Below are 12,159 nucleotides of genomic sequence, written 5' to 3' on the forward strand. Positions count from 1 at the left end.
GCTGGTGGCGTGTCCACCGTCGATGAAACCCTCGCGCTGCCACCCGCGCCAGCTAGTCTGCCTCCGGCGGGATTCCCCCTGCTCGCCAGCGTGGCGCCCCTGGTTGCTGCCGGGCTGATCTGGATGATCACCGGCTCGGCTTTCGCACTGATCTTCGCCGTTCTCAGCCCGATCATCGCGGTGGCCAGCATGTTCGATTCCAAGCGCTCGGGTGGCAAACGCCGCCGGGCTGAATCGGCCGCTCACGCCGAAGCCCTGGCACTGCTGCGTACGGTCATCACCGACCGCCAGTCCCGCTGGCGCGACGAGGCCTGGCAGCACACCCCATCAGCCCGAAATATTGTGCGGGGGTGTGCTGCTGCCGCGCGCTGGCGGCAAACGGATGCCACGCTTGTCGCGCTGGGCGTCGGCCCGGCCCCGAGTGGTATCCGACTGGGCGGTGCGAGCGCCCCAAACGAGCACCGGGAACTTCGGGAGTGGGCCTCGACCGTCACCGGCGCTCCGGTCGTCGTCGACCTGACGCCCGGACTCGGTATCGTCGGACCGATGCCGCTCGCAGCGGGCGTTGCCCGCGCCGTGCTCGTGCAACTGTGTTTCGCTCTGCCGCCGACCGACCTTGGCGTCGCAATCACCACCGACGCTCAGGCTACCGACTGGGCCTGGGCGGCGCAGCTGCCGCAGGCCGGAGTGACGCCGCGACGGCTCACGCTACTGCTGCGAACGGCCACCTCCGTGCATCCGCTGGGAGACGAACCCGATCGCGGGCGGCTGCTCCTGGCCGTGGCAACGCGGCTCGAGGACCTGCCCCCAGGCTGCGGAACGGTCGTGCGCATCGCTGGGCCGACCAGGGCGCAGATCATTCGTGCGCCCAATCGCGCGCCGCCCCTCGACTTTTGCCCGGAGCTGCTCGCCCAAGCTGAGGCGATCGACTTCGCGGTGGCCCTCACCGAGCAGGCCCGTGCCGCCGGGATGGCAAGGGAGTCCGGGGCGCTCCTGACCACGCTCACCCTGGCGGAACTGCTCGAAGACGGTACCGATGCCCCGGCAATCACCGGCGGGACAGCTCCGCCGGGCCTCGACTGCCCGATCGGTGTCGGCCGAGACGGGCCGGTGCACGTTGACCTGGTGCGATCCGGGCCGCACGCCGTGGTCGGCGGAACTACCGGCAGCGGCAAGAGCGAGCTCCTGACCACCTGGGTGGCAGCTCTGGCCGCGACCTATTCGCCGGGCCAGGTGAACTTTCTGCTGGTCGATTTCAAGGGCGGCGCGGCTTTTCAACCGCTGGCTCGGCTGCCGCACTGCGTTGGCCTCATCACCGACCTCGACGCGGCCACGGCGACCCGGGCCCTGGCCAGCCTGGGAGCAGAACTTCGCTACCGGGAGCGCACCCTCAGTTCGGCCGGGGCACGGGACGTGACCGACGTGCGCCTGACGCATCCGCTGCCCCGGCTGGTCATTGTCGTCGATGAATTCGCCACCATGCTCGGGCTGTTTCCCGAGCTGCACGCCCTCTTTGTCGACATTGCCGCGCGTGGACGGTCGCTCGGTGTGCACCTCATCCTCTGTACCCAACGACCGGCCGGGGTGGTGCGAGACGCCCTGCTGGCCAACTGCAGCCTGCGCCTGTCCTTGCGGGTGAACAACCGTGCCGACAGCCAGGCGGTGATCGGCACGGATGCTGCGGCCGAATTGGCACCGAATCAGCCTGGACGGTGCCTGATCGCCACCGAAACCGGAGAACCGGTGCTCTGCCAGGTCGCGACGACCCGGGAACTCGACATCGCTGGCATCGCTGCCGCGGCATTGTCGACACCGTCGGCAGCGGGCGGATTCGTCCCGAGGCGGCCCTGGCTCGATGCGCTCCCGCCGGTGGTCACGGCGGCCGACCTGGCGAGCGCGGCGGCGGCATCTGGCTTTCCGCTGGGGTTGCTCGACGAACCCGAGCGTCAACGGTACCTCGTGTTCGCCTACGACCCCCAGGTCGACGGGCATCTGCTCGTCGTCGGCGGGGCCGGTTCGGGTAAATCCGCCCTGCTGCACACACTGGCTGAGGCAGTTGCCGGTGCGGCCGAAACTCACACCGGGGTCCACCTCGTCACCGCCGACGTCGAATCGGCCTGGGATACCCTTGCGAGCTTCAGCACCAGCGTGGAAACCGGGCAGCAGACTGCGGGCTCACCCCGGTTGATACTGTTCGACGATTTTGATTCCGTCTGCGCTCGCTGGCAGCCCGACCACCGGCTCGCCGCCATCGACCTGCTCGTCGGCCTGCTGCGGGACGGCCCGGCAGCGGGGGTAAACGTCGTTGTTGCCGTACAACGGCACACCAGCGTGGTTCCCGGGCTGGCTGCACTCTGCCAGAGCTCCCTGCTGTTGAAACTGCCGAGCGTGCAGGACCACCTCGCGGCCGGTGGGCAATCGGCCAGCTATACCGCCGCGCTGCCGCCGGGCGGGGGAGTCTGGCGCGGTCTGCGCGTGCAACTGCTGGCTCCGACTGCGGCACCGGTCGTACCGCCAGCCAGGCTGCCTGATGCGCTGACCACTGGTGGCCCGCTCCTGATCGTGTCATCGTCGCCGACGAGCGCCGCCACCCGCCTGCGCACCGTCCTCGGCGCGCCGGTTCTGGAACTGGCGGGAACAAGCGGGCCGGCGGCATCCGCTCTGCTGGTTTCCGGAGAGGCAGGCCAGACGGACGCCGCCGGTCAGCTGATCGTCGTCGGTGACGCCGAATCCTGGCAGACGCACTGGACGTTGCTGGCCCGGCTACGGGTTCCAACGGCCAACAACACGGCGGCCAGCCTGGTCTTCGACCGGTGCAGCCTGTCGGATTTTCGGCTGATCAGCCACCGACGGGAGTTACCGCCGCCGTTGGCGCCCGGGCGCGGGCGGGTCTGGGTGTTGCACCCGAACGGCGAGGTGACCAGGGCGATGCTCCCCGATTAGACCAGCACTTCGGCGACGGGCTGGTGTGGCAACCCGTGGGCGAGCGCCACGGGGGCACTGGTCAGCCGCCCGGCGAAGGTATTGAGCCCCTGGGCCAGGGCGGAATCCGCGCGCAACGCATTGACCCAGCCGAGCGTCGCGAGTGCGCGCACGTAGGGCAGGGTCGCATTCGTCAGAGCATAGGTGGAGGTGTGCGGCACTGCGCCGGGCATGTTCGCGACGCAGTAGAACAGCGATCGGTGCACGGTGAAGGTGGGGTCGGCGTGCGTGGTGGGATGGCTGTCGGCAAAGCAACCGCCCTGGTCGACGGCGATATCCACGAGCACGCTGCCCGGTTTCATGCGCGACACGAGCTCGTTACTGACCAGTTTCGGGGCCTTGGCTCCCGGAATGAGAACCGAACCGATGACCAGGTCAGCTTCGACGACGGCCTTGTCGATCTCAAAGCTGTTCGAAGCAATGGTTTTGACCCGCCCGAAGTGCAGGGCATCGATCTCGCGCAGCCGGAACAGGTTGGTATCGAGCACGGTCACCTCAGCGCCGAGCCCGAGCGACACCTGCATCGCGGCCGTGCCGGCCACCCCGCCGCCGAGCACAGCGATCTTTGCCGGGTGAGTGCCAGGGACGCCGGGCACCAGCAGGCCGGGGCCGCCATTCGGCTTGAGCATGGCATTGGCCCCCACGATCGGCGCAAGGCGGCCGGCGACCTCACTCATCGGCGCCAACAACGGCAGAGCTCGCGAGGGCAACTGCACGGTCTCGTAGGCGATCGCGGTGACTCCGCTGCCGAGCAGGGCCCGGGTCAGCTCGGGTTCTGCGGCGAGATGCAGGTAGGTGAACAGCACCAGGTCGGCGCGAAAATAGCCGTACTCGCTGTCGACGGGTTCCTTGACCTTGAGCAGCAGGTCGGCGGCCGCCCAGATGCTCGCGGCATCCGGCAGGATGGTCGCGCCGGCCGCGACATACTGCTCATCGCTGATGGAGGAACCGACTCCCGCGCCGGACTGCACGAGCACGTCGTGACCGTGCAGCACGAGGTCGTACACCCCCGCCGGGGTGATCGCGACCCGAAACTCATTGTTCTTGATCTCGGTGGGAATGGCGATCCTCATGGTGTTCCTCTCTCGAAGCGCGCTCCTCGGCCGAGGTCCAGCGGCTCATCGCCACCACCCTAGTCGTGGCGCACCGACGATTTCGAGGGCGAATGTTGCAAGTTTGTGCTGATTTCGTGACAAATCGGTTGCAAGATCAATGTTTTGAACTCTTTTAGATGTTTCCACCACCGATATGTGCAATTATCGACCAACTCGCAACGCAGCGAGTCTGACCGTGTGCGTGCCCAGAATGCTAGGAGAACCATGATGAAGTCCAAGCCGCTGCCCGCCGATCCCATGATTCGCCAACTCATTCGCCAGGCGCAGAAGGCGCAGCTGGGTCGCCGAACTCTCCTCGCCGGTGCCGGTGCCGGTGCAACGGCCCTCGCGCTCGCCGCGTGCTCCACCGGAGGTGCGGCCAAGCCCACCGCTGCGGCCGACACGTCGGCTACCGACAAGACCATCCGCTGGGACAACTGGGCGCTGTACATCGACGTCGACGATGCCGGCAATTACCCGACCCTCGACGCGTTCAAAGCGCAAACCGGCATCTCGGTCAAGTACACCGAAGCCGTCGACGACAACAACTCGTACTACGGCAAGGTCAAAGACCAGCTCGCCCTCGGCCAGGACATCGGAGCCGATGTCGCCTGCCTGACCGACTGGATGGTCAGCCGCATGATCCGTTTTGGCTACACCCAGGAACTCGACCACGCCAATATCCCCAACCTCTCCAATCTGCTGCCGTCACTGCAGAACGTCGACTTCGACCCGGGCCGGGCTATGAGCATCCCCTGGCAGGGCGGTTTCGCTGGCCTGGCCTGGAACAAGGAAAAGTACCCGCAGGGCCTCAAATCGGTTGAAGACCTCTGGGTCCCCGAGCTGAAGGGCCGCGTCGGCGTACTCTCCGAAATGCGCGACACCATGGGCTTGATCATGCTCGATCACGGCGTCGACATCTCCGGAAAATGGGGCGAAAATGAATTCACCGCCGCCATCGACGAATTCAAGAAGCAGGTCTCCGACGGCCAGATCCGCAACATCAAGGGCAACTCCTACAAGGAAGACCTCGCCAACGAAGACACCCTGGCCGCGATCGTCTGGTCGGGCGACATCGTGCAGCTCAACGCCGAAAATGGCGACAAGTGGGGCTTCATCGTTCCCGAAAAGGGCGGAACGCTCTGGAACGATAACTTCGTCGTGCCGATCGGTTCGCCGGGCAAGAAGAACGTCGAAGAACTCATCAACTACTACTACGACCCGGCCGTCGCCGCCGAGGTCGCCGCCTACGTCAACTACATCACCCCCGTCGCCGGTGCCAAAGAAGCCATGATGGCCATCGACCCGACGCTGGCCGAAGATCCGTTGATCTTTCCCGACGATGCGACCCTCGCCAACGCCTACGTGTTCCGGGGGCTCGACGGCACAGAGGAGCAGACCTTCAACGCTCAGTTCCAAGCGATCCTGCTGGGTGCAGCCTGATGGTCATCGGTGCGTTCGCTGATCGTGGTGCCGACCTGGAGCTGGTCGGCATCGAGAAACGTTTCCCCGGGTTCACCGCTATTGAAAATCTCAACCTCACCATTCCGGCCGGGTCGTTCTTCGCGCTGCTCGGTCCCTCGGGCTGCGGCAAGACGACGACCCTGCGTCTGGTCGCCGGCCTCGAAGAGCCCACGAGCGGCCGTATCCTGATTGGGGGAGCGGATGTGACCAATCAGAAATCCTTCCAGCGCCCGGTCAACACCGTGTTCCAGAGCTACGCCCTGTTTCCGCACATGACCGTGCTCGAGAACGTCGCCTTCGGTCTCCGCCGCCGCAAGATCGGCGATCCGGTCGCCAAAGCGCACGAGGCCCTGCTGCTGGTTGAGTTGGACCACCTGGCCCACCGCAAACCGCAGCAGTTGTCCGGCGGTCAGCAGCAGCGCGTGGCCCTGGCCCGCGCCATCGTCAACCGGCCGGCATTGCTCCTGCTCGACGAACCGCTTGGGGCCCTCGACCTCAAGCTGCGGCGCCAGATGCAGCTCGAGTTGAAGACCATCCAGGAGGAGGTCGGCCTCACTTTTCTGCACGTGACCCACGACCAGGAGGAGGCCATGACCATGGCCGACACCATCGCGGTCATGAACAAGGGGCGCATCGAGCAGATGGGTGAACCGCAGCAGCTCTACGAACTGCCCAAGACCGCCTTCGTGGCGAACTTTCTCGGCCAGTCCAACCTGTTCACCGGCCCCGTCGTGTCCACCACGAGTACCGCCATCGCGGTCGACGTGTCCGGGCAGAAGATCGTGGTGCCGCTTGAGCGTGCGCACCGAATCTCGGGCGAGGTCACGATCGGTGTGCGCCCCGAAAAACTCACCCTGCACGCCGACGAACCGGCCTACGACGCCGGACGCAATACGATGGGCCCGGGCAAGGTCATCGACGTGTCGTTCAGCGGCGTCAGCACGCAGTACCTTGTCGCCGTTCCCGGCGTCGGAACACTCGTCGTGTTCGCCCAGAACGTGGCTTTCGGCCCGGCCGCGCACGTCGGTGCCGAAGTGTGGCTCAGCTGGAACGTCGACCACGGCTTCGGACTCGACGATGATCCAGCCGACGCACCGCGGTTCGAGGCAGACCTCGACACCAAGACCATCGCGCGGCAGCGTCGGTCATTGCTCGTCACGGAGCTTGAGGAGGCCTAAGGATGGCCTTCGCCGCATTCTCGACCGCGACTGCGACGTCGACCGACCCCGTCGCCCGGCGTCGCAGCCCGGTGGCGCTGTTTCTGCTGTTGCCGGGCATCCTCTATCTGGTGCTGTTCTTTCTGACCCCTTTGGTCTCGCTGCTGCTGACCTCGTTTCAGACGCCCCGGGAGTTCGGTGACATCGGCCAGTACGACTATGCCTTTCGCTGGCAGAACTACACCGAGGTCATCACGACCTACTGGCCGCACATCGTGCGATCGTTCAGCTACGCGCTGGCCGCGACATTCTTCGCGCTGGTGATCAGCTACCCGCTGGCCTACTTTATCGGCGTGAAAGCCCGCAAATGGCCGCTACTGCAGAGCCTCATGCTCGTACTCGTGATCGCACCGTTTTTCATCAGCTTTCTGCTGCGCACCCTGGCCTGGAAGCAGCTGTTCTCCGACGAGTCCTTCGTGGTGCAGTCGCTCAAAGCGCTCTCGCTGCTGGGACCGGAAGCACACGTGACCGGCACCGCGTTTTCGGTGATCTTCGGCCTGACCTACAACTTCATTCCGTTCATGACCCTGCCGTTGTACACGACGCTGGAGCGGCTCGATGTGCGTTACCTCGAGGCCGGCAACGACCTCTATGCGAGCCCATTCCAGGTGTTCCGCAAGATCACCATTCCGCTGTCGATGCCCGGCATCGTGGCGGGCACCCTGCTCACCTTCATCCCTGCGGCTGGTGACTATATCAACGCCAGTCGGGACTTTCTCGGTGGTACCGGCACCCAGATGATGGGAAACGTGATCGAGGCGAACTTCCTCGTGCTGCAGAATTACCCCTCGGCGGCGGCCCTGTCCATCATTCTGATGACCGTCATCCTGGTGATCGTCAGTATCTACGTCAAGCGATCCGGAACGGAGGAACTGCTGTGAAACTGTCCCTCGGCAAATGGCTGCTGCCCGTCTACAGCGGGTTGGCGCTGCTGTTCCTGATGATTCCCATCGGCTACACCTTCGTTTACTCCTTCAACGACTCCCTCAAATCCAACATCACCTGGCGCGGATTCACCTTCGACAAGTGGCTCAATGTCTGCAACGTACAAAATGGTGCTGTCTGCCAAGCCTTCGGCAACAGCCTGTTCATCGGGGCCGTGGCCACGGTCGTCGCGACCACCCTCGGCACCATGATTGCGATCGCCATCGTGCGCTACCGGTTCAAGTTTCGGTCACAGACCAGCCTGCTGCTGTTTTTGCCGATGGCTACCCCGGAGGTCGTGCTCGGCGCCGGCCTGGCGGCGCAGTTTCTGTCGCTCGGTGTGCCGAAGGACATGCTGACGATCATTCTGGCGCACACCATGTTCTGCATCAGCTTCGTCGTGGTCACGGTGAAGGCCCGGGTGGCCAGCCTCGACCCGGCTCTGGAAGAAGCCGGCCGCGACCTGTACGGCTCCGCCTGGCAGGTATTCGCGCGCATCACCTTTCCGCTGCTGCTGCCCGGCATTCTCGCGGCCGCTCTCCTGTCGTTCGCGTTGTCCTTTGACGACTTCATCATCACGAACTTCAACTCCGGGGCGGTGACGACGTTCCCCAAGTACATCTACATTTCGGCGGCACGCGGTATTCCGGCGGAGGCCAACGTGCTCGCGTCGGCCGTGTTCATTCTCGCGCTTGTCGTGGTCGTGACGGTGCAGGTGTCCGGGGCGGCGAAGGCGCGGCGGCTGGCCAAGCTGAGCTAAATGTAGCTGGCGCGAATCTCTCCGACCGGACGGCCGCCGCCGGTCACCGTGAGGCCGAGCTCGGGCAGCAACTGCGCGACATCCGCTCGCTGGATCGCCCCAGCGTCCGCCAGCAGGCTGACTGCAACCGCAGCGGCGGCCCGCAGGTTGCCGTCGAGTATCTTCAGTGCCACGGTGGTACCGTTTTCGGCGGCTGCGACCATGATTCCCTCCGCGCCGCCCTTCATGAACAGGCCGAGCCGGTCGATCACGATGCTGTCGGAGTGGCCGGGACCGGCCACCACCCAGCCATTGGCGCGCACCGCTTCGGCCAGAAAACCGGCCTCGCGGTAGATCGCGAACGGGGAGTTGGACTTGCTGGTGGCAATGCGGGCGATCCCGCGCGCCAGGCCCCCGAGGGAGATCGCGTGCACCGGGGCGCCGCAGCCGTCGATACCGGAGGCGACCGGTCGTTCGCCGGTGAAGCGTTCGAGCACGTCGAGGATGCGCTTTTGCAGCGGATGCGCCGGGTCCAGATAGCCGTCCAGCGCCCAGCCGTTCTGCTGGCAGGCCACGAGCATGGCCGCATGCTTGCCCGAGCACTCCATGTAGACCGGTGCCTTGGTGGCACCGAGGCGCACGAGAGCGTCTCGGGCGGCGGAGTCGATCGGCCAGGCAGCAGGGCACGCGAGCGCCGTTTCCGGAACTCCGGCCCGGGAGAGCAGGCCGCGAACGAGTTCGATGTGGGCGGCGGTGCCGCTGTGGCTCGCGGTAGCGATGGCGGCATCCGCTCCCCGCAGGGCGGCGCCGCTGGCCATGACCGCGACGGCCTGGAACGGTTTCATCGCCGAGCGCGGAAAGACCGCGCTGGTGACGTCGCCGAGCGCCCGCAACACCTCGCCGTTGGTGCCGAGCACGATCGCCGAACCGGCGTGGCGGGATTCGACGAAGCCGCTGCGCTCCACGACGGCGAGCTCGACGGAATCGTCGACCGTAAAGGTTTCAGTCACAGTGGCTACAGCGCGGCCATGGCGTCGTCGATCACCGAGAGGGCGTCGACGATCAGGGCATCAGACAGCGCGAGACTCGGCAGAAAACGCAGCACGTTGCCGTAGGTGCCGGCGGTGAGCAGCAGCACGCCGTGCTGGCCGGCGTAGGTCGAAATCGCGCTCACCGCGGCGGCGTTGGGCGCCTTCGTCGTGTCGCCGGTACCGGGCTGCACCAGCTCGATCGCCATCATGGCACCGTGGCCGCGAATCTCGCCGATGATGTCGTACTTGTTCTTGAGCGCGGTCAGGCCCGCCGTGAGCGACCGCTCGATGCGCTGTGCTTCGCCGAGCAGGTTGTTCGCGTCGATGGCCTCGAACACAGCGATCGCAGCGGCACAGGAGATCGGGTTGCCACCAAAGGTGCCGCCGAGGCCGCCGGGCTGGGAAGCATCCATGATTTCAGCGCGGCCGGTGACGGCGGCGAGCGGGAAGCCCCCGGCGATGCCCTTGGCACTGAGCACGAGGTCGGGGATCCAGCCGAAGTGCTCACTCGCGTAGTACTTGCCCGAGCGCGCCATGCCGCTCTGGATCTCATCGGCGATCATGACGACACCGTTCTTGGTGCACCATTCCTGCAGGGCGGGCAGGTAGCCATCCGCAGGTACCATGAAACCGCCCTCACCCTGGATGGGTTCGACGACCAGGCAGGCCAGATCGGATGCCCCGATCACCTTGTCGAGGTAGGCGATGGTGCGGGCGGCCGCCTCGGCACCGGTCAGTCCGTCGTGATAGGGGTAGGAACTCGGGGCGTGGTAGACATCGCTCGCGAGGGGACCGTAGCCGGTGGCGTAGGGCATGGCCTTGTAGTTCATGGCCATGGTCAGCACGGTGCGGCCATGGTAGGCGTGGTCGAGTACCGCGACGGCGCGGCGACCGGTGTACTTGCGGGCGATCTTCACGCCGTTTTCGACGGCTTCGGCGCCGGAATTGATGAGCACGCTCTTCTTCGGGAAATTACCCGGGGTGTGCTCGGCGAGCAATTCGGCGACGCGCACGTACTCTTCATACGGGGTGACGGTGAACAGGGTGTGGATGAAGTCCTGGGACTGTTCGATGGCCGCGGCAACGACGCTGGTCTCGGTGTGGCCGATCGTGGTGACGCCGATTCCGGCACCGAGGTCGATGAACTGGTTGCCGTCAACATCAACGAGGATCGCCCCGTTGGCCTTGGCAATGTAAACGGGGAGCATGGAGCTGACGCCGTCGGAGACGACCGCTCGACGCCGCTCCTGCAACGCTGCAGAGATCGGACCGGGAATGGCCGTGACGATCTTTCGTTCTTGCGCGACGGAGTACATGGTCGCGGCGGCAGTGGTAGCAGAGTTTGTGAGGGTGTCAGTCATGATGCATCCACTTTACCGATCTCATTCCCCACGAGGCTGGTTGTGCTGTCAGAATTGCTGAAGGAGATAGCGATTTCGAGGGGGAATCATGCTCGGCGAGCACAATTACGCGGTACGGGTCGACTGGACCGGCAATGAGGGCAGTGGTACGAGCAGCTATCGGGCCTACGGCCGACAGCACACGATCACGCCGGTGGGCAAGGGAGCCGAGGTCAAGGCCGTCATCAAGGGATCGAGCGACCCGACTTTTCACGGAAATGCCGAACGCTGGAACCCGGAAGAGCTGCTGCTCGCCGCGCTCAGCCAGTGCCACATGCTCTCCTACCTGCACGTGGCCGTGCGGCACGGGGTGACGGTCACCGCCTATACCGACTCCGCGGTCGGAGTGATGCGCCAGCGGCCGGGCGGCGGCGGAAGTTTCGCATCCGCTACCCTCCGCCCGCGCGTGACGATAAGTGACCCCACCCAGGTCGATTTTGCGCAGTCGCTGCACGCCGAGGCGGCGCGGGAGTGCTTCATCGGGGCCTCGATGAACTTTCCGGTCGTGCACGAGCCGGTCACCACGGTCTAGCAGCGTCCCGGAAGGACAGAAATTGCGCATGGCGCAGTAGTGCGGTTTGCGTAGTAGTGTGGGATCCGTTGAAGGTGCGAGCGAACGCTCGAGCCGATGAAGGGGATGCCGATGGATACCACCCAGTTACTCAAGGGGGTGCTTGACATGGCCGTTCTGGCCGTCATCGTTGACGACGACGGCTACGGCTATGACATCGTGCGCCGATTGCGCGCCGCCGGACTCGACGAGGTCGGCGACGCTTCGGTCTACGGCACCCTGCGGCGGCTGTACAGCGCGGGGGCGCTGTCGAGCTACGTGGTGCCGTCGGACGGCGGGCCGCACCGCAAGTACTACGGAATGAACCCGCACGGCCGGGCCATGCTCGCCGAACAGCGCGCGAACTGGACCCACTTTGCCGACACTCTCACCCAGCTGCTCGAGAATCCGCAGCGCTCCGCTCTCCTACCCACGATCGGCGACAACTCATGAGCGAAACAGCTACGACTCCGCAGTCCATTCGCGACTTTGCCCTGGCCGTGCGAGCGGCCCTGAACGATCTTCCCGCCGATGACGTCGACGACCTCACCGACGGCCTCGAAGCCGACCTCACCGAGCAGGCCGCCGACGTGGATGCCGGCGATGCCGCGGCGCCCGGCTTTGACCTCGGAGATCCGGTCGCCTACGCCGACGAGTTGCGTGGCGCGGCCGGGCTTCCCGTGCGGGGAGCGACGCCCGAAGCCCGCGTGCCGCGGCTGCGCCGGCTGCGCACCCGGGTCGGTGCCGCGCGGGCGGGC

The 12,159-nt window shown here is 65.7% G+C and carries 10 protein-coding genes and 1 pseudogene; 8 read left to right on the top strand and 3 right to left on the bottom strand.

The window, feature by feature from the left end:
• The first annotated feature begins 9 nt into the window (after positions 1 to 9).
• Positions 10 to 2,943, top strand: coding sequence for an FtsK/SpoIIIE domain-containing protein (locus E3T29_RS13440; protein ID WP_134345995.1), 2,934 nt, complete (start codon positions 10 to 12; stop codon positions 2,941 to 2,943).
• Here the strand turns inward: E3T29_RS13440 and ald are convergent.
• Positions 2,940 to 4,055, bottom strand: a complete 1,116-nt coding sequence (ald, locus tag E3T29_RS13445) for an alanine dehydrogenase (RefSeq protein ID WP_134345997.1) — start codon at positions 4,053 to 4,055, stop codon at positions 2,940 to 2,942. The genes E3T29_RS13440 and ald overlap by 4 nt on opposite strands.
• A gap of 249 nt (positions 4,056 to 4,304) precedes the next feature.
• On the opposite strand from ald, the gene E3T29_RS13450 reads away from it, so the two are divergent.
• Genes E3T29_RS13450 through E3T29_RS13465 form a run of 4 tightly spaced genes read left to right on the top strand, consistent with a single transcriptional unit; the run spans position 4,305 to position 8,441 of the window.
• Positions 4,305 to 5,519, top strand: coding sequence for a PotD/PotF family extracellular solute-binding protein (locus tag E3T29_RS13450; protein ID WP_134346062.1), 1,215 nt, complete (start codon positions 4,305 to 4,307; stop codon positions 5,517 to 5,519).
• Entirely contained in the window at positions 5,519 to 6,718 is a 1,200-nt protein-coding gene (locus E3T29_RS13455; RefSeq protein WP_134345999.1) for an ABC transporter ATP-binding protein, read from the top strand. Before E3T29_RS13450 ends, E3T29_RS13455 begins: the two co-directional genes overlap by 1 nt.
• Before the next feature lie 2 nt (positions 6,719 to 6,720).
• The gene (locus E3T29_RS13460) at positions 6,721 to 7,638 is read left to right on the top strand and encodes an ABC transporter permease (protein ID WP_134346000.1); all 918 of its coding nucleotides are present in this window, start codon (positions 6,721 to 6,723) and stop codon (positions 7,636 to 7,638) included.
• Positions 7,635 to 8,441 carry an ABC transporter permease gene (locus E3T29_RS13465; RefSeq protein ID WP_174774976.1) on the top strand — a complete coding sequence of 269 codons (807 nt, stop codon included), beginning with the start codon at positions 7,635 to 7,637 and terminating at the stop codon, positions 8,439 to 8,441. Before E3T29_RS13460 ends, E3T29_RS13465 begins: the two co-directional genes overlap by 4 nt.
• Here the strand turns inward: E3T29_RS13465 and E3T29_RS13470 are convergent.
• Both E3T29_RS13470 and gabT read right to left on the bottom strand, forming a co-directional pair.
• Positions 8,438 to 9,430 carry an asparaginase gene (locus E3T29_RS13470; protein WP_104129980.1) on the bottom strand — a complete coding sequence of 331 codons (993 nt, stop codon included), beginning with the start codon at positions 9,428 to 9,430 and terminating at the stop codon, positions 8,438 to 8,440. The genes E3T29_RS13465 and E3T29_RS13470 overlap by 4 nt on opposite strands.
• Before the next feature lie 5 nt (positions 9,431 to 9,435).
• Positions 9,436 to 10,812: a 4-aminobutyrate--2-oxoglutarate transaminase gene (gabT, locus tag E3T29_RS13475; RefSeq protein WP_134346002.1), complete on the bottom strand. Its 1,377-nt coding sequence runs from the start codon at positions 10,810 to 10,812 to the stop codon at positions 9,436 to 9,438.
• An 85-nt stretch (positions 10,813 to 10,897) separates the two neighbouring features.
• Here gabT and E3T29_RS13480 point away from each other — a divergent pair, with 85 nt between their 5' ends.
• The 3 genes and pseudogenes from E3T29_RS13480 to E3T29_RS13490 form a co-directional block, all read left to right on the top strand.
• Positions 10,898 to 11,383 (top strand): OsmC family protein, encoded by a 486-nt coding sequence (locus tag E3T29_RS13480; RefSeq protein ID WP_092340896.1) that lies wholly within the window; start codon positions 10,898 to 10,900, stop codon positions 11,381 to 11,383.
• Positions 11,384 to 11,494: 111 nt separating this feature from the next.
• A complete protein-coding gene (locus tag E3T29_RS13485; RefSeq protein ID WP_134346004.1) occupies positions 11,495 to 11,854 on the top strand; it encodes a PadR family transcriptional regulator in 360 nt (119 codons plus the stop codon).
• Positions 11,851 to 12,159, top strand: a pseudogene (locus E3T29_RS13490) (hypothetical protein); the annotation flags it as partial. The gene E3T29_RS13485 and the pseudogene E3T29_RS13490, both read left to right, overlap by 4 nt.

This window comes from Cryobacterium sp. TMT1-66-1 (assembly GCF_004403435.1).
Lineage (GTDB): Bacteria > Actinomycetota > Actinomycetes > Actinomycetales > Microbacteriaceae > Cryobacterium > Cryobacterium flavum.

Bases quoted from the DNA above. Each gene is read 5' to 3' on its own strand.
- E3T29_RS13455 (WP_134345999.1), top strand. From the start codon at position 5,519: ATGGTCATCGGTGCGTTCGCTGATCGTGGTGCCGACCTGGAGCTGGTC.
- E3T29_RS13460 (WP_134346000.1), top strand. From the start codon at position 6,721: ATGGCCTTCGCCGCATTCTCGACCGCGACTGCGACGTCGACCGACCCC.
- E3T29_RS13450 (WP_134346062.1), top strand. From the start codon at position 4,305: ATGAAGTCCAAGCCGCTGCCCGCCGATCCCATGATTCGCCAACTCATT.
- E3T29_RS13485 (WP_134346004.1), top strand. From the start codon at position 11,495: ATGGATACCACCCAGTTACTCAAGGGGGTGCTTGACATGGCCGTTCTG.
- gabT (WP_134346002.1), bottom strand. From the start codon at position 10,812: ATGACTGACACCCTCACAAACTCTGCTACCACTGCCGCCGCGACCATG.
- ald (WP_134345997.1), bottom strand. From the start codon at position 4,055: ATGAGGATCGCCATTCCCACCGAGATCAAGAACAATGAGTTTCGGGTC.